22 protein-coding genes are annotated in these 24,015 nt (G+C 54.9%); all 22 read right to left on the reverse strand.

Translation table 11 applies throughout. From position 1 onward, the window contains the following. Positions 1 to 143: 143 nt before the first annotated feature. Complete coding sequence (locus ACAF76_RS11745) at positions 144 to 842, reverse strand: DnaD domain-containing protein (protein ID WP_400163737.1); 699 nt, start codon at positions 840 to 842, stop codon at positions 144 to 146. 127 nt (positions 843 to 969) lie between these two features. Next, positions 970 to 2,259, reverse strand: a complete 1,290-nt coding sequence (asnS, locus tag ACAF76_RS11750; RefSeq protein WP_400163738.1) for an asparagine--tRNA ligase — start codon at positions 2,257 to 2,259, stop codon at positions 970 to 972. Between the two features lie 207 nt (positions 2,260 to 2,466). After that, complete coding sequence (locus tag ACAF76_RS11755; protein ID WP_400163739.1) at positions 2,467 to 4,398, reverse strand: WIAG-tail domain; 1,932 nt, start codon at positions 4,396 to 4,398, stop codon at positions 2,467 to 2,469. Between the two features lie 179 nt (positions 4,399 to 4,577). After that, positions 4,578 to 6,098, reverse strand: a complete 1,521-nt coding sequence (locus ACAF76_RS11760) for an AAA family ATPase (RefSeq protein ID WP_400163740.1) — start codon at positions 6,096 to 6,098, stop codon at positions 4,578 to 4,580. Further along, the gene (locus ACAF76_RS11765) at positions 6,091 to 6,618 is read right to left on the reverse strand and encodes a hypothetical protein (protein ID WP_400163741.1); all 528 of its coding nucleotides are present in this window, start codon (positions 6,616 to 6,618) and stop codon (positions 6,091 to 6,093) included. The genes ACAF76_RS11760 and ACAF76_RS11765 overlap by 8 nt, the downstream gene beginning before the upstream one ends. A gap of 165 nt (positions 6,619 to 6,783) precedes the next feature. Beyond that, complete coding sequence (locus ACAF76_RS11770) at positions 6,784 to 7,263, reverse strand: DUF5590 domain-containing protein (protein ID WP_400163742.1); 480 nt, start codon at positions 7,261 to 7,263, stop codon at positions 6,784 to 6,786. Between the two features lie 33 nt (positions 7,264 to 7,296). Next, positions 7,297 to 7,992 (reverse strand): hypothetical protein, encoded by a 696-nt coding sequence (locus ACAF76_RS11775; protein ID WP_400163743.1) that lies wholly within the window; start codon positions 7,990 to 7,992, stop codon positions 7,297 to 7,299. Positions 7,993 to 8,363: 371 nt separating this feature from the next. Further along, on the reverse strand, positions 8,364 to 9,662 hold the full coding sequence (locus tag ACAF76_RS11780; RefSeq protein WP_400163744.1) for an amidohydrolase: 1,299 nt from the start codon (positions 9,660 to 9,662) through the stop codon (positions 8,364 to 8,366). A gap of 18 nt (positions 9,663 to 9,680) precedes the next feature. After that, positions 9,681 to 10,304 carry a redox-sensing transcriptional repressor Rex gene (locus ACAF76_RS11785; RefSeq protein ID WP_400163745.1) on the reverse strand — a complete coding sequence of 208 codons (624 nt, stop codon included), beginning with the start codon at positions 10,302 to 10,304 and terminating at the stop codon, positions 9,681 to 9,683. 16 nt (positions 10,305 to 10,320) lie between these two features. Further along, positions 10,321 to 11,220: a ComEC/Rec2 family competence protein gene (locus tag ACAF76_RS11790; protein WP_400163746.1), complete on the reverse strand. Its 900-nt coding sequence runs from the start codon at positions 11,218 to 11,220 to the stop codon at positions 10,321 to 10,323. Positions 11,221 to 11,263: 43 nt separating this feature from the next. After that, a complete protein-coding gene (gene dinG, locus ACAF76_RS11795; RefSeq protein ID WP_400163747.1) occupies positions 11,264 to 14,161 on the reverse strand; it encodes an ATP-dependent DNA helicase DinG in 2,898 nt (965 codons plus the stop codon). Between the two features lie 93 nt (positions 14,162 to 14,254). Beyond that, positions 14,255 to 15,721 (reverse strand): tetratricopeptide repeat protein, encoded by a 1,467-nt coding sequence (locus ACAF76_RS11800; RefSeq protein WP_400163748.1) that lies wholly within the window; start codon positions 15,719 to 15,721, stop codon positions 14,255 to 14,257. A gap of 84 nt (positions 15,722 to 15,805) precedes the next feature. Continuing rightward, complete coding sequence (gene panD, locus ACAF76_RS11805) at positions 15,806 to 16,189, reverse strand: aspartate 1-decarboxylase (protein ID WP_400163749.1); 384 nt, start codon at positions 16,187 to 16,189, stop codon at positions 15,806 to 15,808. 44 nt (positions 16,190 to 16,233) lie between these two features. After that, positions 16,234 to 17,094, reverse strand: a complete 861-nt coding sequence (panC, locus tag ACAF76_RS11810; RefSeq protein WP_400163750.1) for a pantoate--beta-alanine ligase — start codon at positions 17,092 to 17,094, stop codon at positions 16,234 to 16,236. Next, positions 17,091 to 17,951 (reverse strand): 3-methyl-2-oxobutanoate hydroxymethyltransferase, encoded by an 861-nt coding sequence (gene panB, locus ACAF76_RS11815; RefSeq protein ID WP_400163751.1) that lies wholly within the window; start codon positions 17,949 to 17,951, stop codon positions 17,091 to 17,093. The genes panC and panB overlap by 4 nt, the downstream gene beginning before the upstream one ends. A 266-nt stretch (positions 17,952 to 18,217) precedes the next feature. Beyond that, positions 18,218 to 19,201 carry a biotin--[acetyl-CoA-carboxylase] ligase gene (locus ACAF76_RS11820; protein ID WP_400163752.1) on the reverse strand — a complete coding sequence of 328 codons (984 nt, stop codon included), beginning with the start codon at positions 19,199 to 19,201 and terminating at the stop codon, positions 18,218 to 18,220. Next, positions 19,191 to 20,417: a CCA tRNA nucleotidyltransferase gene (locus tag ACAF76_RS11825; protein ID WP_400163753.1), complete on the reverse strand. Its 1,227-nt coding sequence runs from the start codon at positions 20,415 to 20,417 to the stop codon at positions 19,191 to 19,193. Before ACAF76_RS11825 ends, ACAF76_RS11820 begins: the two co-directional genes overlap by 11 nt. A 130-nt stretch (positions 20,418 to 20,547) precedes the next feature. Further along, positions 20,548 to 21,681 carry an N-acetyl-alpha-D-glucosaminyl L-malate synthase BshA gene (bshA, locus tag ACAF76_RS11830; protein WP_400163754.1) on the reverse strand — a complete coding sequence of 378 codons (1,134 nt, stop codon included), beginning with the start codon at positions 21,679 to 21,681 and terminating at the stop codon, positions 20,548 to 20,550. 19 nt (positions 21,682 to 21,700) lie between these two features. Further along, positions 21,701 to 22,396 (reverse strand): bacillithiol biosynthesis deacetylase BshB1, encoded by a 696-nt coding sequence (bshB1, locus tag ACAF76_RS11835; RefSeq protein WP_400163755.1) that lies wholly within the window; start codon positions 22,394 to 22,396, stop codon positions 21,701 to 21,703. Positions 22,397 to 22,399: 3 nt separating this feature from the next. After that, on the reverse strand, positions 22,400 to 22,804 hold the full coding sequence (locus tag ACAF76_RS11840; RefSeq protein ID WP_400163756.1) for a methylglyoxal synthase: 405 nt from the start codon (positions 22,802 to 22,804) through the stop codon (positions 22,400 to 22,402). 48 nt (positions 22,805 to 22,852) lie between these two features. Beyond that, positions 22,853 to 23,605: a 4-hydroxy-tetrahydrodipicolinate reductase gene (gene dapB / locus ACAF76_RS11845; protein ID WP_400163757.1), complete on the reverse strand. Its 753-nt coding sequence runs from the start codon at positions 23,603 to 23,605 to the stop codon at positions 22,853 to 22,855. After that, a complete protein-coding gene (locus ACAF76_RS11850; RefSeq protein ID WP_400163758.1) occupies positions 23,605 to 23,943 on the reverse strand; it encodes a nucleotide pyrophosphohydrolase in 339 nt (112 codons plus the stop codon). Before ACAF76_RS11850 ends, dapB begins: the two co-directional genes overlap by 1 nt. Between the last annotated feature and the right edge of the window lie 72 nt (positions 23,944 to 24,015).

The following is a 24,015-nucleotide window of genomic DNA, read 5'->3' on the forward strand; positions in this document are numbered from 1 at the left end:
ACCATTACCTCCAGCTTAGCTGCTTCCTGCCTAGTGCGAGGGCAGGCGACGAACATCTACGTAATATGCTATGACACAAGCGGATTTTTGGTACGGCTGTGCTCATGCCGACACACGAAAAAACCGCTCTGATTGGGGTGCAATCAAAGCGGCTGGCGATGTTCTCGTGACGTTTGTTGGCGGCGAAACTGCAGGCTGTAATGCCGGGCTTGCTCGACACTGGTAATTTTTTGTTTCTGCCATTCCAACAAAATTCGGTCGATATAGCGAATGTGCAATTTTCCTACGGTCGCTGCCTCGCGCAAAGCGGTGAGGATCAACTCTTCCTGGTAGCCGTCCTGTTCCGTCCACATATGAATACTCTCGATTTCAAACGGAGAGAGCGGGCGACCAAACACCTGCTCGAAGCGGGCGTAGATGCCGACCGGTTCGACAGGCGTCAGAGGAGTCTGGAGCGCCGATGCAGCAGCAGCCTCCATCTGGCTCGTCTGATCCGGGGCGACGTACTCCCTCCACGCTTGATAGAGCTTGCGGTAGAGCGGCGTCAGGTTGTACTGCTCGTGCCGCATTCCCGTCTGGCTGTCGGTGTACTCATCGATCGTCAGCCACTCTTCCTTCAGCAGCTTTTGCAAGGTCTGGATCAGGCGCATTTCGGAGATGGACATGCGTTCCTCCAGCTCTGTCAGCGTGGGGAAACGGTTCCCCTCCTGCTGAAACGAAAGCAGGTGAATCAACAGCATCATTTCCTCTTCTGTCAAGGACATGCGCTTGTACATTTTCAGCAGGACGTTGGAGATCGAGGTTGCCCCTTCTTGCAGCAACTGGAATATGTGAGAATCCATACGGTCATTTCACCTCTGAGTTGGAGTTGCAAGGAAGCGTTTATGTAGCTGTCTTCCCAACAGGAACACCCTGCTGCCCTTTCAGCAACAGGGTGTCAATCGTGTGTCGTCTACAGGCAAGCTGTGTTTACGGATAGAGTCTGTACAGCATGCGAGGGAACGGAATCGTTTCACGGACGTGATCGAGTCCGCAAATCCAGGCAATCGTCCGCTCCAGCCCGAGACCGAACCCAGAGTGCGGCACAGTACCGTACTTGCGCAAGTCGAGGTACCATTGATAGGCTTCTTCCGACAGTTCGTGTTCGGCAAAGCGCTTCTCGAGAAGCTCGGGATCGTCAATCCGCTGGCTGCCGCCAATAATTTCGCCGTAGCCTTCCGGAGCGATCAGGTCGGCGCAAAGCACGACTTCCGGGCGTTCCGGATGCGGCTTCATGTAAAACGCCTTGATCTCGGTCGGATAGTGGGTGATAAAGACCGGCTTGTCAAAATGCTCGGCAATCGCCGTCTCGTCCGGTGCGCCAAAGTCGTCGCCCCACTTGATCTCGCTGCCCTTTTCCTGAAGCAGCTTGATCGCATCGTCATACGTGATCCGCGGGAATGGACCGATGACATTTTCCAGCTTGCTCGTATCGCGTTCCAGCGTCTTCAATTCTTGCTGGCAGTTGCGCAGTACCGACTGCACGACGTGGGAGACGAACGCTTCCTGAATCCGCAGGTTTTCTTCGTGATCGACGAAAGCCATCTCCGGCTCGATCATCCAGAACTCGATCAGGTGTCGGCGCGTTTTCGATTTCTCCGCACGGAAGGTCGGGCCAAACGAGTAGACGCGTCCCAATGCCATCGCCGCCGCTTCCATGTAAAGCTGGCCGGACTGGGAGAGGTAGGCATCCTCGTCAAAATACTTGGTGTGAAACAGGTTGGTCGTCCCCTCTGCCGACGTAGGCGTCAAAATCGGCGGGTCCACCTTGTAAAAGCCGTTTTCCTGGAAGAACTCGTACACCGCACGAATCACTTCGGAACGGACCGCCATCACGGCACGCTGGCGTGGCGTACGCAGCCAGAGGTGGCGGTGATCCATCAGAAAATCGACCCCGTGCTCTTTCAAGGAAATCGGGTAGTCCTGGGCGATTTGAATAATCTCGATGCCCGTTACTGTCAGTTCGTAGCCGCTCGGGGCACGATCGTCTGCCCGAACTACACCGTTTATGTACAAGGAGCTTTCCTGGGTGAGCTGCGATGCCCGCTCCCATACTTCTTCTGCAACTTCCGCTTTTACTACGACACCCTGGATAAAACCAGAACCGTCCCGCAATTGCAGGAACGAAATCTTGCCGCTGCTGCGCTTGTTGTACAGCCAGCAACCTATCCGTACTTCTTGTCCAACATGCTGCCCAACACGGGCAATCGTCGTCAACATCGGATCATTTTCCCTCCATTTACCTTACCAACTGATGACTGCTTGGTATGCTTCCCAATTATACTATCAAACAAGCAGGAAAGACAATGAGAATAGATTGTTCTCCGCCTGTTTGTTTACCGTAATATTATTATGTTGACTAATGCAAATAGCCCTTCTGCTCACGGCAGAAAGGCTCCCCACTCTCGCGTGTCATATGCGGATTCACTATTGCACGTGCCGTCGCAGATGAGTAGACTCCCCCTGGGATTCCGGGTCGTTCTCAAGCACTTCTTCCTGCTCGTCGGACAGGTCCTCTTCTGCTGCTATCAGCTCTTCTTCCCAGACTCCAACACCTTTTTCACCAATTGCAATCCATTGCAGCATTCCGCTGATTTCCTGCCCTTTGCTGCTGCGCTCCACGGTAACGATGGCAGTGGTACGCGAAGTTTGTTTCAAAAAGGCATGACAGCCGCTTTGATTGGTCATCGCAACAAGACAGTAGTTCGTTTCCGAAAACGCCTCGGGCAAACGAATCACCACATCTGTGTGCTTTTGCGCCGCTGATAGCGTGAACCCGATAAAACCGAACTGCTGCAGAACATCTCCCGCAGAAGAGTGGGTCTGGACAGCACGGAATGAAAGTTTTTCCGGTGTTACGCTTTTATTCGCAAGTTTGGCACTGGTCACGCTGCCTTCCTGCAGATGTGCTTCCGACACCGCTCCCTCACAAAGATGGGCTTCCTGCACGGATTGCTCGGCCAGATGCTCCGACATAACTACATGATGACCCAGTTTATCGGAAGTGACGGCACCTTTGGTCAAATGCCGCGTCTTGATCGCATCCGAGGAAATTTTGTAGGAGGTCACGGCACCGTCAGCCAGTTTAGCAGTGGTAATGCTCTGGTCGGTAATCTTGTCGGTTGCGACCGATTCCGTAGCGAGTTTGGCAGTGGTGACGGTATGGTCTGCGAGATGCTGAGTCTGGATGATCTGTTCCCGCAAGTGTGCAGGACCAATCAGCCGATTCGTCAGATGTCTCTCCTCGACGGAGCGAACGGCCAGCTTGTCGTTGGTCACACTGTCATCAGCCAGATGGGCGCTTTGCACACTGTACTTTTTCAGGTGCGAGCTGTCGATCGCCTCGCGCACAATTTTCTCTGCTGTGACACTGGCGTGATCCAGATGTTCAGTCAGGATCGCAAAGGGACGGATGTGCTGACCGGTAATCGATTCGGGTTGCAGATGGCCGGACGAGATCGATTGGTACGCGATATGCTGGTCGTGTACACTTCCCGGGATGAGGTGAATGCTGTCTACTGACATCTCCGCCAAATGAGCCTGGTTCACACTGCCCGCTTTCAAATGGCGCGACTCGACGCTGTTCTCTTCCAGCTTGCTGGATGTAACCGCGTTGTCACGCAGCTTGTCAGTGGTCACAGCGCCATTTTCCAGCTTCGCGGCATTGATGATACCGTTCGCCAGATTCCCCTTTTGGATACTGCCCATTTTGATTTTTTCCCACGTAATTGCCTGGTCTTGAATCAATTCGGTCGAAATCGCTTGCTCTGCGATATGTTTGCTATGAATCGAGCCTTCGGCAAATTTCATCGAATCGATCGTTTTATCAGCCAGCTTCTCCGAGGTAATGCTGCGATCCATCAGCTTATCCCCGGAAATGGTTTTATGCTGAATCGCTTCCCCTGTTACGATCCCTCTGCCCAAGTGCTCGCTCTGGATTGCCTGGGGCGCAATTTTGTTTGAGGTGACACTTTGATCAACCAGTTTGCTATTGTCTACAGCGTAATCCCTCAGATGATGGGTATCAATTTCGCCAGGCTTGATCTTGGAAGCGTCGATGGAGCGATTGGCAATTTTCTCCGTCGTGACCGCGAAATTGGACAAATCATCTGTGTACACGTACGCTTGGGAACGCTCGGTATTGCGCTCCTTGATCAGCTTGGAAAAGGTCGTCTGGTTGGATGAGACAGGCTGCTTGGGCATCGTATGCAAGGTAGGTGCTGGCAATTTGCCACCCGTCGTCCCACCTCCAAGCTCGAATACTCCCATTTCGAACTCATCAAACAAATCTCTCGTCGTGTCGGTCCTGGGCATTTTCCCGAGGCTTTTGTTTCCTTTTCGGCGGTTGATATTTGCCATTAGTCCTTCCTTCCCTTCATCTTTCTCAATCCATATCATTTTGTAGCCTATTCATCCGGCGAATCGATGGGTACAAAAAACCAGAAATAATTCCTGGGCGCAAAAGGTATTGTTTTCCCCTCTTATGTAAAAAAAAGACATTCAAACAGAGTTCGTTTGAATGTCTGCACAGTCTTAGGTTATACCGCGACTTCCTGCTGTTGCGGCACGTACTGTTTCAACACGGCACGGAATTCATCGCCCTGGAGCACTTCCGCATCCCAGAGTGTCTTCAGCCCGTGCTGGAAGACGGGATCGCACTGCCTCAACAGCGCCCGTGTTTTTTCCAGCATGTTTTCCAGCAAACGCTCGACTTCATCGTGAATACGGGTCTTGTCCACGTACTGGAGATGCACAATACCCAGTTCGGACATCCCGCTCTGGACGATCTCCTGGGCCATCCCCAGTGCTTGCTCAAAGTCATTCTTGGAGCCGGTGCTTCTGCCGCCGTAGTAGATTTCTTCCGCCACTGCTCCGCCGAGGCAAACCATGATCTGCTTCTCCAGTGCATCTTTTGTGTACAGATAGCGGTCTTCCATCGGATTTTGACGAACGTAACCGAGCGCCTGTCCGCGCGGGCTCAGTGTGACCTGGGAGACAGAGCCGGGACGGACATGCTCGCTGACGATGGCATGGCCGAGCTCATGCAGGGCGACGCGACGCTTCTCTTCCTCGGATGCTTCGCGGTCGACCTTTTCCCCCATCATCACCTTGTCCACTGCGTAGCCAAAGTGACGCATTTCGATCTTTTCGCTCCCGTCACGCATGGCGTAAATCGCCGCTTCATTGGCGACGCTCTCCAACTGCGCCCCGGAAAACCCGAACGTCTCCTGCGCCACACGCTCCAGCGAAACATCGCTGGCAAGCGGCTTGTTCGCCGTGTGGATCGTGAGAATTTGCTCACGCGCATACTTGTCCGGCAAGTCCACGCTGATGTGGCGGTCAAACCGGCCCGGACGCAACAGTGCGGCGTCGAGCATATCTTTGCGGTTGGTCGCGGCCATCACCAGTACACGCGGCTTGTCGCTGGTCGCCACTCCGTCCATCTCGGTCAGCAGCTGGTTCAGCGTCTGGTCGTACTCGCGCTGCTGCTGGCCGTCACGCTTGCCGCCGATCACGTCGATCTCGTCAATAAAAATAATCGCGCTGTCCTGGTTGTTTTTCTCCGCGGTCGACTTCGCTTCCTTAAACAAGTCGCGAATCCGCTGCGCCCCGACCCCGACGTACATTTCTACAAACTGCGAGCCAGACGCGGCGACGAACGCGGAGTTCGTGTAGTTGGCTGCCGCCTTTGCCATCAATGTTTTTCCCGTTCCCGGAGGCCCTGTCAGCAGGACTCCTTTCAACGGGCGGATGCCGTACTGCTCGATTTTTTCCTTGTAGACGAGAAAATCAAGCGCTTCCTTCAATTCTTTTTTGGCCCTCTCCTGTCCGCCGATGTCGGCAAACTGGATGTTTGACCTGGGAATCACATGCTTTTGCTGCTTGGATCTGCCAAGTGCGATGTTGCCCCCCGTTCCTCCCGCCTGCTGTCGCATCAGCATGAAGAAGATAATCCCGATGACGACCGCTACGAGCAAGAACGGCGTGACGTTAATCCCCAGAAACACAAGAAAGAGAATCAGGCCCACTGCCGAGCCAATCCAAATCTCTTTATGCATTCGCGTTCACCTCGTTTTCCATCGAGCGAGATACAATGGTGTAAAAATCTTCTGTTCCTTTTTTCATATAGACGTAAATATGGGTCTCATCCATGAGCGCGAACGCCTCATCGAGACCGTTGCTTGCCTTCCATTCCTCCATAAGCTCAGGAATTCGGCTGTACTGGTGCAGGTCGATCGCTTCCGTGAAGACGAACTGCCCTTGATGCCATATGGAGCGAATCTCCTCCGACGAATTGGCGACAGTAATTACAACTTTTTTGTCACCGGCCAGCTTTGTCGTTTTTTCCAGCAGCTGCTTGTACTCATTCGGAAATTTTTCCGGGTTGGTCACCGTGAGATCTATGTGAATATTCTCTGATTCCATTTTCAAACCATTCAAGGTAGCGGATTCAAGCTGTCCGATTTGCGCACGAATCGGCTCCTCGATTTGAATTTTTTGGTACAAAAACCATCCTCCAAACAGGAGTGCAAGCGTTGCCAGCAAAGAAAACACGACATTGATCTTTTTAAGTTGCACTGCTTCTCCCCCCTGCTATGTCCCAATCCTTCTCTCGTTTTTGCATCGAAACCAGTATATCACATGAGTATATACTAATTTGCATGCAGATGTTGGGTAGCATGGCAAAGAGGCCTTTTCTGCGCGAGAAAAGACCTCCGTGGAACACGTTCACATTGTATGAGATCAGGTGGACGAAAGCACGTACGAGGTGAGCAATTCGCCCGTAAACAAGTCGTAGTGCAAGTAATGGAAGCGTCCATCCTTGTCCTGCACGGTCACTTCCCAGAATCGCTTGTCGCCATCCAGTCCCGGAACCATACGGACCATGCCCGCATCCGGATAGTTTTGGGCAATGGCTGCTTCTACATTTTCCCGTGGGACAGCGAGATCCATCCGGTCGAATGCGACCTCATCCTCGGTCAGCCAGGCTACGACCGATGTTCCCACCTTGTTCTTGCCGATGACCACAGCGTAGTGCTGCTTGCCACGGTATTCGTCAATGGACTCGATTTCCGCAATCGTCGTCCGCTCTCGTACCCATTGTTCCACCTGCTGCTCAAAGTCCTGCTTCTTCGATACGACTGCAGAGGTGAGATGATACCCAAAGCCTCCCGCCACAAGAAGTAGTATGACCAAAATTCCTGCTATGATTCGGACAGCCACAACCGACGAACTCCTTTTCTCTATACGTACCAGTTACAGGCGAAAGCGCAGTATATCGTGCTTCTCTCCGGCGGAGGTGGCCATTCTCAGCTCCACATCCAGCTCACGAACCTGTTCTGATACCCCATCATACCAGAGCGTGTACTGGACGGCAATTTGTTTGGCGATTTCCGGATGCATTTCCTTTACGGGAAACGATGGACCGAGCCACATGTCAAGCAACAGTGTCACTTCATGCGCAGGCACAGACAGACGATACCCGCGCAAGCTGTGATCGTCAGCACTTTGCACAGGTGTTGCCTGCAAACTGTTCAGGACGCCTTTGAGCAGTTGTGCGTGCTCATGCGGGGTATACAGGGCATAAGGAAGCGCCGTGTGGTCCTGAAGCTCTCCATCGATCAGAACCGTCACCTGCTTTTGGTCATCACGCTTCATCTCCAACTGGTGGCCGCCAATTTCGCCGGACAGGTGGAAGCGCTCCTGTTCGTAGGTACCTTCCAGCGTGTAGTCTTTCATGCTGACGAGAAATGACCGCTCTTTCTCGTTCGTAAGCTGATCGAGCAAATACACAAGCCGCAGCTCTTCTGCCTCCTGCTGACCGTCCGCCTGTACCGTGTTCACCGCTTCCGGTTCGCCTCGGTTTCCCATCAGCCCCAGGCTGACTCCCAACAGAAACAACAACAGAAAGGCGGGAATACCCCACCACAACAGTTTGGGCCGGATATACATCTTCCTTCCCCCTGTCCCATTTTGTGTATGTCTATGTGAAATGGGAAGGTTTTAGAACAGGACGGAAAAGTTGCTACTCATAGCCCCATGGTGAGCGGTCATACTACTTGTACACCCGAAGGAGGTGAGCGCGTGAACAGGACGCTACGAACCACATCTCCTGATGTAGTGGGGTTTCTGTTGCAGGAATACCGCGTTTCCTGGGCAGCGTTGTCATCACCGCTGCGCACATCGTCTCACGCACCTGAATTTTGTTTTCGCCATCACAATCTGTCTGAGCTGTGGCGAAAATGAGTACGGCCTTGATGTGATTTCCAAATTCCCCTACCTACACCTACAGCTTTTCTCCTGTCGCACCCGGCAGGAGCCTTTTATCGTTGCAATTGCTGGAATACGCGGTTTGCTTCAAAAATCGCTTTTTCCTCGTCGATCGTGAGCAGCTCGCGGTCGCGCATCAGGAAGCGTCCGGCGACGATCGTATCCTTCACGTCGCGTCCGTTGGCAGCGTAAACCACATGGCCGACCGGGTTATTCGCCGGTTGGAAATGGGCTTGATAGCTGTCCAGGACGATCATGTCCGCCTGTTTGCCTACCTCCAGCGATCCGAGCGTATCTGCCTGGAACACACCGTCTGCACCGTAGCGCGTCGCCATGCGCAGTGCCTCATCGGCAGAAATGGCGATCGGATCGTAGTTGACCCCTTTGTGCAAAATCGCTGCCAGCTTCAGTTCCTCGAACAGGTTCAGATTGTTGTTGCTCGCGGAGCTGTCGGTACCCAACGAGACGGAGATGCCTTTGGCGAGCATCTTCGGTACAGGCGCGACACCGCTGGCCAGCTTCAGGTTGCTGACTACATTATGTGAAACCTTTACCTTGTATTTTGCCAAAACGTCGATTTCCTCATCCGTCAGGTGCACCGCGTGCGCCAACAGCGTCGGACGCTCAAACATGCCGAGTTTTTCCAGGTGGGCGACCGGGCGCAGACCGTAGTCCTGTACATTTTGCTCGACTTCAAAGCGGGTTTCGGACATGTGAATATGCAGCGGCAAGGAAAGCTCGTCTGCAATTTCGATAATTTGCGTAATGAAATCAGGTGTGCACGTGTACGGAGCGTGCGGCGCCATCATTACCGTGATGCGTCCGTCCGCCTGGTTGTGCCAATCCTTGGCAAACTGCGTGGCATCCTGCAGCTTTGCCTTGCGCTCTTCTTCGGAGCAAAGCCCGATCATTCCGCGGCACAGACGCGCCCGCATCCCGCTTTCCTGTACCGCTTTGGCGACCTCGTCCATATGGTCGTACATATCGACAAATGTAGTCGTACCGGTGCGGATCATCTCGATCAGCGACAAGTGCGTGCCCCATTTTACGTGCTCGCCTGTGAACTGGCCCTCCATCGGCCACATCTTGTCTTGAAGCCATTGCTGCAGCGGCAGGTCGTCGGCGTAGCTGCGCAAGAGGGACATGCCAGCGTGGCCGTGTGTATTGATCAGTCCGGGAAGTACATAGTTGCCTTTCTGGTCGATGACTTCATCGTAGCCGGAGAGATCGGCAGGCGTCGGTCCTACATACGTAATCTTTCCATCTGCGAATGCCACTGCTCCATCGTAGATGACTTCGTTTTGTTCGTTTACCGTGATGACGGTAGCATGAGTCAAAATCGTCTTTTTCATCAGGACAACTCCGTTCTTCTATGTAAGGTAAAAGGCCAAGCTTTGCAAATTGGAGGTCACATCCGCGTAGTGAATACGCACATGTTTGGGGGCGCGGATCGTCGTTGGTGCAAAATTCAAAATCCCCTTGATGCCGGCTTCCACCAGCAGATCGCATACCGACTGCGCGGCGGCTGCCGGAACCGTCATAATCGCCAGCCTGATGTTCTTCGCCTTGATTGTCTGTTCCAGTTCCTCCAGCGGCTGAATCAGGATTCCCGCGATTTTCGTCCCCAGTTTGCCTGGATCATTGTCAAAAATGGCAGCAATGCGCATGTTGTCGTTCATGTACACATTGTAATTGCTGATGGCGTGGCCCAAATGTCCCGCTCCGACCAGCGCCACCCGGATTTCGCTGTTCAGTTTGAGGATTTGGCGGATGTTTTCCACCAGATAGTCGACATCGTAGCCGATGCCTTTCCTGCCGAAATCGCCAAACGCAGCCAAATCTTTGCGGATCTGGGCCGGATTCACATCGAGATGCTTGCCCATTTGCTGGGAAGAGACAGTGCTTACCTCCACTTGCTGCAAATAGGTCAAGTAGCGAAGGTAGATCGGCAAGCGGCGAACGACCGCCTCGGAAATTTTTCTCTCTTTGCTCACTCGCGGTCACTCCCCCTTACTGCTTTTCTTTCAGTACCCGGTAATCCTTCCCGTTTGACAAAATCGTGATCGTCCCATCCTGGCTGGTGATGTAGGTTTCCGCCCATGATTCGCCCAGCCGCTCCAGCACTTCCTGGCTCTCTTTCAAACTGTCCAGCTTTTTGCCGGTCGAGATGATCGCGATCTGCGGGTCTACTTTGCTCAAAAACGGCTGGGAAGAGCCTTGATTGCTCCCCTGGTCGCCCACTTTCAATACCTCGGCCTTCACCTGTTCGGGATCGCGCTCCAGCAGCCGTTCTTCGGCTTTTTCATTGATGCCGCTGGTAAACAAAAAGCGCAGCTTGCCATGCTCAAGGCGAAACACAAGCGAGTTGTTTTGCGGCGAGAGAAACAGCGGCTCGTTGGGCAGCAATACGCGCAGAAATACGTCTTCATCCAGCTTGAGCAGGTCATTTTCCACGAGGGCAAGCTGCTTGTCGGCTGACGGCACCGGAACACCCTTGCGAATGACCGTCTCTGTCAGCTTCGGCATGACGACCGTGTCGATCTCCAGCTTCTCCCGAAGAGATGGATACCCTCCGGCATACTCCGGCTGATCGTTCGTTATGACCACGTAGTCCAACCGGGTTACTTTGCGATCCAATAACTGCTTGTGCAGCACCGGCCAGTCACTGGCGCTGCCTGTATCGATCAGCAGCTTTTTGCCGCCCGGGAGACGAACGAGCGTGCTTTCTCCTTCAGGCAAAGCAAAATACGTAAGTACCAATCCGATAAATTCGTCCTCGTGTTTTGCGGCGAGCGGATCTTCGACCTTGATTGCCGGGATCGCTGCCGCATGGCTGACGACGGAGCAGCCGCACAGCAACGCCGTACAAAGCACAAGCCGCAGCCAGACCCATCTGCTATTCCCTACCATCGTATTTTATCACCTAAATCCCTGCTAGACTATTGCTTCATTATTATGAATCCAACAGAGGCGGACTACTCAGGAATAGCTTGATTTGTTCACGAATTTCCGGCCAACTCCCGCCCTCCATCCGGTATGGCGGCAGCGATTGCAGGAAGGTTTTGCCGTAGCGGGCTTCGACGATTCGCGAATCGAGGACGACTACGACCCCGCGGTCCAAATGGTGGCGAATCAGTCTGCCGACTCCTTGCTTGAACAAAATGACCGCCTGCGGCAGCGCCATCGACATGAAGGCGTTTTTGCCCTGCTCCTTGATCTGTTCGGCGCGCCCCTGGTAGACGGGATGATTCGGCGGAGTAAACGGCAGGCGCACGATCACCAGGCAGCTCAGCGCTTCTCCCGGGATGTCCACACCCTCCCAAAAGCTGCTCGTCCCCAGCAGCACGCTTTGTTCCAGGTTTTGGAACAGGCTGACGAGCTTGCTGCGGTTGTTGCTGTCGATTCCGTGTCCGAGAAGCGTATACGGAAGCTCGCTTTCTGCCAGACGCTCCTTCATGCCCTGGTAGACGAGACGCAGCATGGCATGCGAGGTAAACAGGATCATCGTTCTGCCTTTGGCCGCCAGCACAACGTCGACGCACCCCTGGACAACCGCATCGATATACGCCTGATCCCCTTCCTTGCCTGGTGCCGGAAAATCGGAAGGAATGAGCAGCAATCCCTGGTTGGGGTAGTCAAAGGGGGACGGAATCTCCAGCGTTCGCACGCGCCCTTCCGGCAATTGTTCCAGTCCAAGCCGGCTTCTCACATAGGAAAAGCTGTTTTTGACCGTCAGTGTAGCCGAAGTCAGCACCAGGCTGCGTTTTTGTTCAAACAGCGGCTGGACCAATGCTTCCGAAATCTCCAGCAGTGCTGCATGGACGTGAACCTGCTTGCGGGCAGCTCGCGAATCGACCTCCATCCAATGCACGTACCGGGCGTCGTGATCCAGGAAGAAAAAGTGCAACAGCTCCATCGCGGCTTGCCAGTCGTGCACAAGCCCCGAGAGGTCCGTCTTTACGCTCCTGAGGGAAAACGTCGGCTTTTCTTCGGATTCAGTCTGAAACAGCCGTTCCAGCGCGGCAGCGACGCCCGCCATGGAGTCGACGATTTTCTTTGCCTCTCTGCTGATGCGCTCGCCTTTTCCGACGAACTGCGAATGTTTGTAGCGTACGGCTTCCCGTCCCGATTCAGCCGTCTCCTCCGCACGCTTTGCGGCCCATTGGTAGAGCGTCGTCGTCCACGTTTGCGCCTTTTCCCGCAGCGGCTGGGTCAATTGCTCCAGCTCGGCAGCCAGTTCGTTTCGTTCGCTGGCTGATTCCGGCGCGAGAGCGTTCCACTCTTCTACGTAGCGCTGCAACAAGCTGCCTTTTTCCCAGGCGAGCCGATCCAGCAAAAAGAGCAGTTGCGATGTGGAAAACTGCTTGCCGAGATGCTGCGTGGCCGCCCCTTCCAGTTGATGTGCCTCGTCGATCACCGCTGTCTCGAAGCTGGGCAAAATGCGGTTGTCTGCCTGCAGATCGCTCAACAGCAAGGCGTGGTTGACGATCAGCACGTCTGCCTCGCGGGCGCGCTCCTTGGCCTGGAAGTAATAGCAGCGGCTAAACCACGGGCAGGCGCGGTTGAGGCAGGAGCGGGTATCGCTTTTCACCTGCTGCCAAAAAAGCTGCCCCGAGGCTGGCAGGCTGATTTCTTCCACATCGCCCGTCTCTGTCTGGGTCAACCAGACCAGCATCTGCCCTTTGACCAGGCGTATTTCCTGACTGCTGCCCTCTACCCGTTCTTCCAACGCCTGTTCGAATTTTCGCAGGCAGAGGTAATTTCCTCTCCCCTTCAAGGTCGAAGCGGTAAACGAAAACGGCAGGGACTGCTGCAGAACGGCGATCTCCTTCTGGAAAAGCTGCTCCTGCAACTGGATCGTATTCGTGCTGACGACGAGCGGCTGGCCGTTTTGCTTCGCCCAGATGATGCCCGGCAGCAGGTAGCCGAGCGATTTTCCTGTCCCCGTCCCGGCTTCGACGAGCAAGTGGGTCCCGTCCTGCATCGCGGAAAATACGGCGTGCATCATCGCTTCCTGTGCGTCCCGCCGCTGATAGCCTGGAACGTGCTCGGTCATGCTGCCCTGCTCGCCGATGACGTGCTCCAGCGTGTCCGCAAAGCTGCGATCGTCGGCACGACCTCCCTGTGCCCGCTGAAAGGACGCGGTCAGCTTGTCTTTGCGTTTGCGCAGCGCCAACTGGCGATAGACGTCCCACATGCCGGAGTCGTCTTTGATCGAAGATTCCTCCCACTCTGGCAGCTCTGCGAGTTTTTCCATTTCCACATGCCGCAGCAGCGTGCCCAGATCACTGCGAAACGACGATACGAGCATTTGCAGGCGCTGAATCGTCATCATCGGAAGGTTGCGCAAAATGTCGTACAGATGCAAAAACAGCTTCGCCGTCGCCAAAGCGTCACTGTCTGCCTGGTGTGGACGGTCATGGCTGATCTCCAGGTCGGAGGCCAGCTCTTGCAGGCGGTAGCTGTTTTGCATCGGCATCAACAGGCGGGACAGCTCTACGGTATCCAGCACGTACCCGTCAAACGTATAATAGCCCTGGCTCAGCAGGGCTTCTTGTAAGAACTGAAGATCAAAACCGGCGTTGTGGGCGACGAATGTCCGCCCTTCCAGCATCGGCAAAAAACGGGGCAGCACTTCCTCCAGGCTCGGTGCATCCGCCAGCATATCATCTGTGATCCCTGTCAACTGGGTGATGAATGGCGGCAGTGCATACCCCGGATTGACCAGGGTGGAAAAGCTGTCGACGATCTGGCCGTCGTCCACCGTGACAGCGCCAATCTGGATGATATGATCTCCCTGACGCGGATGGCTCCCCGTCGTTTCAAAGTCTACAACTACAAATCGATTCAAAGCGTTTGTCACCTCATAACTCGGCCAAAAGACAAATCGGGCCACTACTCACCACTTCGGCAAAAGCGGCCGTTTTTCCTGCTGGACACCGCGCTACGACTGCAACAGCTCGCTCGTCTGCGGCTGTTTTCCCTGCTTGCTCGCACACAGATGCAAATAGAGCGGAATTTCCCGGATCTGGTCGTCGATCGAAGCAGAGCGTTGGAAATACTGTTCCGCCATCCGCCAGTTCCCTTCTGCGATGCTCAAGCGTCCCATGTGAAACAGTCCGAGCGCACGCACATACGGTTTTTCGTCCTGCAAAAATGTTTTGGCCAGATGCTTCGCTGCCTGAATATCCCCCTGTTTTTCATACGCGGAAATCATCCCCGATTGGGCCAGACGATGATCCCGTTCTTTTTCCAGCATCGTGCGAAACGCAGCCATCGCCTCCTCGATCCGCCCGTCAAACAGCATCATCCAGCCGTAGCTGAAGACGAAGTCGAGGTTATCCGGCGAAAGAGAAATCGCTTTTTTCAACAGCGTCAGAGCGCGACGGGTACCGGCGACGAGCCATGTGTTCCAGGCCAGTCCGTGCCACGTCCAGCCTTCTTTCGGCAGCTTCTCGGCGAGAAAGTGATAGCAGATTTGCGCGCGATGGTAATTGCCGACGGATTCGTACAAAAAGGCCATTTCCTGCAAAGTGTCGGTTTTCATCTCGCGAACGGGAAACTTGAGCGAGGCCGGGGGTGCAAGCTCCTGGGTCATATCCATCTCTTTGAGCATTTGCGCAGCCCGCAGCCACAGCATTTGCGCCTCCCAGTCATGCGGATGCGACTCCAGGTAGGCGTCGATCTCATCCAGCGCTTCCTGGGCATCTCCGTCCAGCAAGTAGCACAAGGCGAGATTGTACTGGGCAACTTTTTTCTCCCGCTTTGCTTCCAGCGCTGCCTTGAACGCCTGCGCCGCCTCCAGCCACTGTCCTTCTTCTGCCAGCATGCAGCCGAGTGCGTTGTAGCTGATCGCGGTCACATTGGGAGAACTGGCTGACTTGCCCAACAGGCGGAACTCGCGCATTGCCAACTCGCGCTCCTCGCAAAACAACAGACTGTGGGCGTAGTAGAGCCTGCCGATTTCCCAATCCGGCGACACTTCGATCAATTCGGCAAAACACGCTTTCGCATCCGGGTACATGCGCAGGTGGTAAAACCCTTCACCCCGCCGAAACAGCGGCTCGTACTCGCGCAAAAACGGACCGTCCGGTTTCGGTGTATGTGCTGTATATGCAGGTGACGCATCTTGCGCTTGCTTGTGCAAAATTTCCTTGTCAGCCTCCGGTTCGTACTCCTGTTCATCCGTCTCCGGCGGGAGCTGTCCTTCCAGTTGTTTCACGTAGCGAATCGTGTGCGAAAGCCGCTCTTCAAACTGAATCCACAAGTCGACGACGCGATCGCTTACCTGGCGCAGATAAAAAAGCTGGTCAGCCATCTTCATCCGCTCCTGTTCGCTCGCTTGTGGCCATTTTTCCTGGATTGTCTTCGCCTCGCTGGAAAGTCCCGAGAACCAGTCTTCGATTTTCACGAAAAAACCCACCTCCTGTGATAGGCGTAGTAGTTTCATTGTCTCACAAGGGGGTGGGCTCTATTCAGGACCTGGCGCCACGCTTTAGAGGATGGTGGCGTGAACCTCTTCTGCGATCAATTGCTTGATCTTGTTGTTTTCGTCCATGATCGCCACTCGCGGCGTGTACGTCCGTGCTTCTTCGTCGGTCATCCAGGCGTAGGCGATAATAATGACGATGTCGCCTTCCTGGACGAGTCGTGCCGCCGCCCCGTTCAGGCAGATTACGCCGCTGCCCGGCTCACCGGCAATCACGTATGTTTCCAGTCGCGCCCCGTTGTTGTTGTTGACGATCTGCACCTTTTCATTGGGCAAAATATCGAGTGCGTCCAGCAAATCTTTGTCAATCGTAATGCTGCCCACGTAGTTCAGATTGGCTTCTGTTACGGTGGCGCGGTGAATTTTGGCTTTCATCATGTTGCGCAGCATGATTGGTGTCCTCCCCTACGTTCTGCTATCCGTTCTGTCGTTTGCTATACGGTAACTATCACATTGTCGATCAGGCGTGTATGTCCAAAGCGAACTGCCAGTGCGACGATGACCGTCTGTCCGCTCTCCAGCTCATCCACGGGCGTCAGTTGCGGGTAGTGGAGAATCTCGACATAGTCGATGGACGCCAGTGGCATTTCGCTGATCATCGCGATCACTCCGTCGCGAATTCGTGCTGGCAACGCTTTTTCCCGAATCCAGGTCTGCGCCTGCTGCAAGCTGCGCGACAAGACAAGGGCCTGCTCCCGTTCTTCCGCACTGAGGTAGACGTTGCGCGAGCTCATCGCAAGTCCGTCGGCTTCCCGGACAATCGGACACGGGATGATTTCTACCGGTACAGACAAGTCCTGCACCATCTGCGTGACGACAGCAACCTGCTGCGCGTCTTTTTGCCCGAAATAAGCAAAGTCCGGCTGGACAATTTGCAACAGTTTCATCACCACTGTCGACACACCGTCGAAGTGACCGGGGCGGGATTTTCCGCACAGCGGGGCACTCACATTGGCAACGGAAACGGTAGTCATAATCGGCTGCGGGTACATTTCGCTCACGCTCGGCGTAAACAGGACATCGACGCCGCCCTCCTGCGCCAGTTGCCGGTCGCGTTCCAGATCGCGCGGATAGCGCTCAAAGTCCTCGTTTGGCCCGAACTGCAGCGGGTTGACGAAAATGCTCATCACGACCAGGTCGCATGTTTTTTTGGCTTCGGCCACCAGACTGAGATGCCCCTGGTGCAAGTAGCCCATCGTCGGCACGATCCCGACCTTTTTGCCTTGCCGCTTTGCTTCCGCGACGATGGCGCGCATCTCCGCAATCGTCGAGACTTGCTGCAACGTCTGTATCATTGTTCCCCCGCTCCTTCTTTATACAAATGCTTGATCGTTTCCTCCGAGGCGTGAAAGACATGCTCCGCTCCCGGAAACGCCCTCGCCTCCACTTCGCGGATATAGGCGGCGACGGCTTCACGGATCGTCGTCCCTACGTTCGCATACTGCTTGACAAAGGAAGGCGTAATCTGCGACGCATAGCCGAGAACGTCGTGGAACACGAGTACCTGGCCATCGCATGCCGCTCCTGCGCCAATGCCGATCACCGGAATTTCCAGCGCTTTCGCAATTTGGCGGGCGACTTCTTCGGGGACACATTCCAGCACCAGGGCAAACGCTCCCGCTTCCTGCAGCGCGATCGCGTCGGAGAGCAGCTTTTTCGCTTGCGCCAGGTCGCGTCCCTGAATCTTGTAGCCGCCTAGCTGATGGACGGCCTGGGGCGTCAGTCCGATGTGTCCGACCACGGGTATTCCCGCCAGCACACACCGCTTTACGATCGGGGCAAGCTCGCTGCCCCCTTCCATTTTGACCGCCTTCGCCAGACCTTCCTGCATCAATCTCCCCGCGTTGCCGACAGCTTCCTCCTCTGATTTGTGGTAGCTTAAAAACGGCAGGTCTGCGACGACAAAGCTGCGCTTCGCAGCACGGGTGACCGCTTTCGTATGGTGGAGCATCTCTTCCATGGTCACGGGTATCGTCGAGTCATAACCCAGTACAGCCATCCCCAGCGAGTCCCCCACCAGTATCATGTCCACCCCCGCTTCCTCTACCAGCTTGGCGGAAGGGTAGTCGTATGCGGTGATCATCGTGATCGGTTGCCCCAGCTCTTTTTTCTTGCGGATCGAAGTTGTCGTCATCTTTTTTTCAGTAGCCATCCTTTTCACCTCTGGCATGCTTGGGCCGAAAGGATTGGCTGAACAAAAAAACCTCCTCGCCGAATACGGGAGAAGGTTGTCCATGCCAAAGAGACATTTTCGCGTCGAAAACGGATTCCTTCTGTCTCGGTCCTTACAGGCTCTGAGCAGATTTTTGTCCAAAATCGTAGTGTAACCGTGCAGCAATCAAAAAACTCGAAAGGATCATACCAGGAGTGCTGTTCACCGGGTGATACAGCCTCTTCGTAAGGAGTATAACAGAAGATTTACGGATTTGCACGATAATTGACGTCAGCAGAATACACTTTATGCCGCAGTCCCGCTTCGTCCTCGACGAGAAGCACGCCTTCGTCATCCAGTCCGATCGCGCGCCCCTCCAGCTTTTGCGAGACCGTCTCCACTTTGACCCAGCGGCCGATCGTGTACGAGAGCGCTTCCCACTCTTCCCTGATCGGCTGAAACCCGTGCGCGAGATACTCATCGTAGGTCTGTTCAAAATTGCGGCAAAAACGCTGGAGCAGTTGCAACCGATTGACCTTGCCGCCCGATTCGATGCGCAAGGAGGTGGCGATCCCTGCCAGCTCCGGCGGAAAGTCGCTTTCTTCGCTGTTTACATTGATGCCGATCCCGATGACCAGGTAGTGCACGCGGTCTGCTTCGGCGTTCAATTCGGTCAAAATGCCGCACACCTTTTTATCGCCGACGAACAAGTCGTTGGGCCATTTGATCTTGACAGGCAGTCCCGTCTCTTCGCGAATCGATCTGGCCATGCAGACGGCGGTCAAAAGCGTCATTTGTGGCGTCTTCGGCAGAGGGATGACGGGACGAATGATCAGGCTCATCCAAATCCCCGAATGTTTGGGCGAATGCCACTGGCGCCCGAGTCTTCCCTTGCCCCCCGTCTGCTGCTCGGCCAAAACGATCGTCCCTTCCGGCGCGCCTTTGGCTGCCGCTTCATGGGCGATCGGCTGGGTCGATATGACTTCATCGTAATCGTAGACGAGCTGGCCGATCCGCTCGGTGCCAAGCCCGGCCATGACCTCGGCGGCGGAAAGCCGGTCGGGGGCGACGATCAGCCGGTAGCCGGACTTGCGCACCGCTTCGATCTCGTACCCGTCGCTGCGCAGCTCCTCGATATGCTTCCATACCGCTGTCCGCGAGCAGCCGCAAATCCGGCTCAGCTCTTCTCCCGATACGAAGTCGCCTGCGCGGTCGCGAAATGCCTGCAAGACCACTTGTTTAATATTCATTGCGAATGACCTCCTTCCTCGCCGCTTCGATCAGTGCCTCCCGGGTGTTGGGCAAGCCGTGCAATGCCGTCTGCTCCAACAAATAGTGCAGGACGTGCGCGACCCATTCCCCGGCTTTTTTGCCGATCTCATCTTGCAGATCGCGTCCGTTGATCGCAAGTTCTTTTCCCGATTTGACGGGCAATGCCTCGTACGTCTGCATCAGTTCCTCGGACGGGCACTCACTGCGCCGCTGCCACCAGCAAGCCCGGAGCAGCTCGTGCAGTTGCTGACAGACCGGCAACCCGTGGCGCAGCAGCATGGTTCCCCAGGCGACGGGTGCAGGGCGATCCCACTGTGGCCCGATCTCCCGCAGCATCTGCACGTACAACGCCATATCCTCAGTCTCCCGCTTTGACATGCGCAAATAGAGACAGACCTGACGAGCTTGCTCGCATGTATACCCTGCCGCGTACAAGAGCAGCGCCCATTTTTGCGCGACTGAGCCGACATGCACCAGCCGCCACGCCTGCGGGCACGATACCGCAAAGAGTTGCTGCAATCCGGGCAATGCCAGCAGCAAGGACGTATCCTGTATAATCTGGCAGCCCCGCTCGGGCGTTGGACTGTTCAGCAGTTTGTTCAGCTCTTCGCGGACTCGCTCGACGGCGATGTGCGCCAAAAGCGGCGCAGTTGTCCGCATCGCATGCAGTGTCTGTTCCTCGATCGAAAAGCCAAGCTGCGCCGCAAAACGGGCAGCACGTAGCAGGCGCAGTGCGTCCTCGCGAAAGCGCTCGCCGGGCTCGCCCACGGCACGGATGAGCTGTTGCTGCGCATCCTGCTGCCCGCCGAACGGATCGTACAGCCGTCGGTCACGGTCCATCGCCATCGCATTGATCGTGAAATCGCGCCGCTCCAGGTCGAGCTTCAGATCGGAGACGAACTGCACATCGGCAGGCCTGCGGTAGTCCTCGTATTTCCCTTCTGTGCGAAAGGTGGTCACTTCAAACAAATAGCCGTCCATTTTTACCGATACTGTACCGTGCTTCAGCCCTGTGGGCACGTGGTCGGGAAACAAGGAGATGACGTCGCCAGGATGGGCATTCGTACATATATCTATATCGTGCACCGTTCGCCCGAGCAGCCAGTCGCGTACGCAGCCACCGACAAAGTACGCTTCGAATCCGTGCTCTTCGAGTTTTTCAATAATGCGAACAGCAGCTTGTTCATACCCCACTCACGTTCACTCCTGTTTTTCTTTGCATCCCCATCCCGAGGAAGGAGGCATCATCCATGAGAATGCTGTATGGGCTGTTTATCCTGATGGCCAAATTGCTTCAGTATGTAAAAGGTGCCGCGCAGCGCTCCTAGATGGACACGTTATTTTCACTGAGAAGCTGGCGATACAGGTCCTCATACTGCGTGGCGATCCTCTCGTGGCAAAACGTCGTGTTGGAGCGCTCAATGCTGTTCTGCGAAAACTGCTGATACATCGCCTCATCCTGTAACAGGCGGATCGTCGCCGCAGCCATGCCCTCTACATCGCCAATCGGCAAAAGGAAGCCGCAGACGCCGTCGGTCACTACTTCCGGCAAACCACCGGCTTCGGTCGCCACGACAGGCACGCCGCATCCCATCGCCTCAAGGGCGACCAGCCCGAAACTTTCCTTGGAGGACGGAAGCAGCATCAGATCGGCCATGGAGATGACTTCGGCGACGTCTTCCTGCTTCCCGAGAAAGCAGACGTCTTGGTCGAGGCTGCGCTCCTTGACCATGTTGCGCACCAGGCCCATCTCCGGCCCTTCCCCGATCAACAACAGCTTCGCCGGCATTTCGGCCCGCACCCGGTCGAATACCTCGATTACGTCTGGCACCCGCTTGACCGGACGGAAATTGGAGATGTGCATGATAATTTTTTCACCGTTGGGCGCAAAACCTTTTTTGAGATGACCCACTTCTTTTGGATAATAGCGCCGCTTGTCGACAAAGTTGTACACCGGCACGATCTCCTTGTCCACGTGCAAGAGCTCTTTCGTCTGCCGGATCAGATCGTTGGAAACAGCCGTCACCAGATCGCTTTGCTCGATGCCGAAGCGGATCATATCGCTCAAGTTGGAATCGTAACCGAGTACGGTGATGTCAGTCCCGTGCAAGGTCGTCACAATTTTCAACTGCTCCCCGACCATCTGTTTGGCGAGATAGGCGCACAAGGCATGCGGCACAGCGTAGTGCACATGCAGCAAGTCGAGCTTTTCGTTTTTCGCCACCTGCGCCATCCGGTTCGCCAGGCTCAAGTCATAGGGCGGATACTTAAACACATCGTAATGGTTGACTTCCACTTCATGGAAAAAAATGTTCGGATAGTACGAACCGAGGCGAAAGGGAATACCCGAGGTAATAAAGTGAACCTGGTGCCCACGCTCCGCCAGCAGCTTGCCCAGTTCCGTCGCCACCACTCCTGATCCGCCAAGTGACGGATAACAGGTGATTCCAATATTCATTTCTGGATGACACTCCTTCTCACAAGCTGGTGAGTACATAAGGCGCCGCACTGACAAAGCCCTCTGCGTATGGAACGCCTGCCTGCTGCCCAAACAGCCGCTCCCGGTATTCCACCGATTCCAGATAGCCGTTGGTCAACGGCGTCGCCACGCTTCCTTCTTCCAGCTCAAATTGGCTTCGGTAACAGCGAAGCACTTCCATTTTCTCTGGATATACCGATGTTATATCTACGACGACCTGCGGGGTCACCGTAGAATTGATAAAGTAGTACAGCAGTTGCTCCGGGCGGTAGGCTGGTGTCGCCTCGTTCGGCTGGTATTTGCGTATGCCCGCCGAAAATACTGCCTCGCGAACGATTCTGCTGACGCTTTCGTGATCGGGATGCCGGTCCTGAAAGTACGGGGCCAGCACGATACGTGGCCGCGTAGTGCGAATCAGCTCGACCACCTTGCTGATTGCGCTCTCCCGCACCGCTTCCAGTCCCCGGTCGGGAAAACCGAAATTGTATCGCGCGGCTACCCCCAACAGGCGATCGGCAGCTTCTGCTTCCTGTTGCCGCCGCTCTACATTGCCGTTGGATGACAGCTCCGCATACGTCAGGTCAAGAATACCGGTGCGCTGCCCTTTTTTCGCCGCCAATAGCAAACTTCCGGCAGCCCCGATTTCCACATCGTCGGGGTGCGCCCCGATTGCCAATATATCCAGTCTGTCCATTTTTCATCGCTCCCCGCGCACGATATTGCGCCACTCCAGCTCCCCGTGTTCCAGAGAGCGGAGCAAAATTTCCGCCGTTCCCAAATTGGTCGCAAAGGGGATCTTGTGGACGTCGCACAGTCGCACGAGCGCCTGAATATCAGGTTCATGCGGCTGCGAGGTGAGCGGGTCGCGCAAAAAGATAATCATGTCCATTTCATTGCGGGCGACCATCGCACCGATTTGCTGATCTCCCCCCAGCGGACCGGAGAGAAACCGGGTAATCGGCAAAGAGGTAGCCTCGATAATCCGCTGTCCTGTCGTTCCGGTAGCAAACAGCTCATGCTCTGCCAAGATTGGCTTGTAAGCCACGGCAAGCTGGACGATTTCTTCTTTCATCCGGTCGTGAGCGATCAATGCAATTTTCACGGAAATTCCCTCCCCTTCTATCCCAGTGACTCTCTATTAAACAACTGTTTAATCAATCAAATGCTCCAGCCCGTACACTAAGCCGCTCATGTTCATCACCGCTTTGATCGCCATATTCACTCCAGGCATGAACGACTCCCGGTTGATCGAGTCGTGACGGATGGACAAGGTTTGACCTGTCGCACCGAACAATACCTCCTGATGGGCGACCATTCCCGGCAGACGGACGCTGTGAATACGGAATCCGTCATAGTCTGCTCCACGCGCTCCAGGGATTGTCTCCTTCTCTTCAGGATGTCCCTGTTTTTGTTCCTGGCGTACTGCCGCAATCATTTCTGCTGTCTTCAAAGCCGTACCGCTTGGAGCATCCAGCTTTTTGTCGTGATGCAGCTCAATGATTTCCACATGCGGCATGTACTTCGCAGCCATTGCGGCAAACTTCATGCACAGAATCGCGCCGATCGCAAAGTTCGGGGCGATAATACAGCCGAGCTGGCTCTCCGAATAACGTCTGTCCATCTCCTGGATCTGTTCCGGGCTCAAACCGGTCGTGCCGACCACAGGCCGTACGCCGTGCTCCAGACACAGCTCCAGGTTGCGATAGATGCTATGCGGCGTGGTGAAATCGACCAATACGTCGGGCTTCATCTCTTCCAGACGGGCTTTGACTGCGGACTCATCTTCCCGCGTGTCCAGTTCTCCGACATAGGCAAGCCGGTCGTCCTGTCCCAGCATTTTCACGACTTCCTGTCCCATCCGTCCTTTTGCTCCTGCTACTGCTACTCGTATGTGTTGTCCCATTATTCCGTCTCCTCGATTCTCGTCCAGCGATCTTTATCTCTCGTGTTGAATTTGTGCATAATACGATCAAATGCTTCCTGCAGGTCAATGCCCAGGGAGTTGGCAAAGCAGAGGACAATAAAAAAGACGTCGCCAAGCTCCTCTTCTACTGTCTTCTCGCCTTCGTCCGACTTCTTCGGCTTTTCGCCATAATGATGATTGATCTCCCGGGCAAGCTCGCCTACTTCCTCTGTCATCCGCGCCATCATTGCGAGCGGCGAAAAGTATCCTTCTTTGAACTGCGATATGTATTGGTCTACTTCTTTTTGGATTTCTTGTATGGTCTTCTGCTGTTCCATCTGGACACTCCTTTTTTCCAAACTTGCCTTATTCAATTATCGTAACCGAAAAGGCTGTGTTTGCCAAATCTG

The sequence above is a fragment of the Brevibacillus sp. TJ4 genome, from assembly GCF_044627595.2.
Lineage (GTDB): Bacteria > Bacillota > Bacilli > Brevibacillales > Brevibacillaceae > Brevibacillus.

Excerpts from the sequence above, each read along its gene's own strand:
- panD (WP_400163749.1), bottom strand. The coding sequence starts at position 16,189 with ATGCTGCGCAACATGATGAAAGCCAAAATTCACCGCGCCACCGTAACA.
- ACAF76_RS11745 (WP_400163737.1), bottom strand. The coding sequence starts at position 842 with ATGGATTCTCACATATTCCAGTTGCTGCAAGAAGGGGCAACCTCGATC.
- ACAF76_RS11820 (WP_400163752.1), bottom strand. The coding sequence starts at position 19,201 with ATGAATATTAAACAAGTGGTCTTGCAGGCATTTCGCGACCGCGCAGGC.
- asnS (WP_400163738.1), bottom strand. The coding sequence starts at position 2,259 with ATGTTGACGACGATTGCCCGTGTTGGGCAGCATGTTGGACAAGAAGTA.
- bshB1 (WP_400163755.1), bottom strand. The coding sequence starts at position 22,396 with ATGGACAGACTGGATATATTGGCAATCGGGGCGCACCCCGACGATGTG.
- ACAF76_RS11790 (WP_400163746.1), bottom strand. The coding sequence starts at position 11,220 with ATGGTAGGGAATAGCAGATGGGTCTGGCTGCGGCTTGTGCTTTGTACG.
- bshA (WP_400163754.1), bottom strand. The coding sequence starts at position 21,681 with ATGAATATTGGAATCACCTGTTATCCGTCACTTGGCGGATCAGGAGTG.
- ACAF76_RS11850 (WP_400163758.1), bottom strand. The coding sequence starts at position 23,943 with ATGGAACAGCAGAAGACCATACAAGAAATCCAAAAAGAAGTAGACCAA.
- ACAF76_RS11780 (WP_400163744.1), bottom strand. The coding sequence starts at position 9,662 with ATGAAAAAGACGATTTTGACTCATGCTACCGTCATCACGGTAAACGAA.
- ACAF76_RS11775 (WP_400163743.1), bottom strand. The coding sequence starts at position 7,992 with ATGTATATCCGGCCCAAACTGTTGTGGTGGGGTATTCCCGCCTTTCTG.
- ACAF76_RS11760 (WP_400163740.1), bottom strand. The coding sequence starts at position 6,098 with ATGCATAAAGAGATTTGGATTGGCTCGGCAGTGGGCCTGATTCTCTTT.
- panB (WP_400163751.1), bottom strand. The coding sequence starts at position 17,951 with ATGGCTACTGAAAAAAAGATGACGACAACTTCGATCCGCAAGAAAAAA.
- dapB (WP_400163757.1), bottom strand. The coding sequence starts at position 23,605 with ATGGGACAACACATACGAGTAGCAGTAGCAGGAGCAAAAGGACGGATG.
- panC (WP_400163750.1), bottom strand. The coding sequence starts at position 17,094 with ATGATACAGACGTTGCAGCAAGTCTCGACGATTGCGGAGATGCGCGCC.
- ACAF76_RS11755 (WP_400163739.1), bottom strand. The coding sequence starts at position 4,398 with ATGGCAAATATCAACCGCCGAAAAGGAAACAAAAGCCTCGGGAAAATG.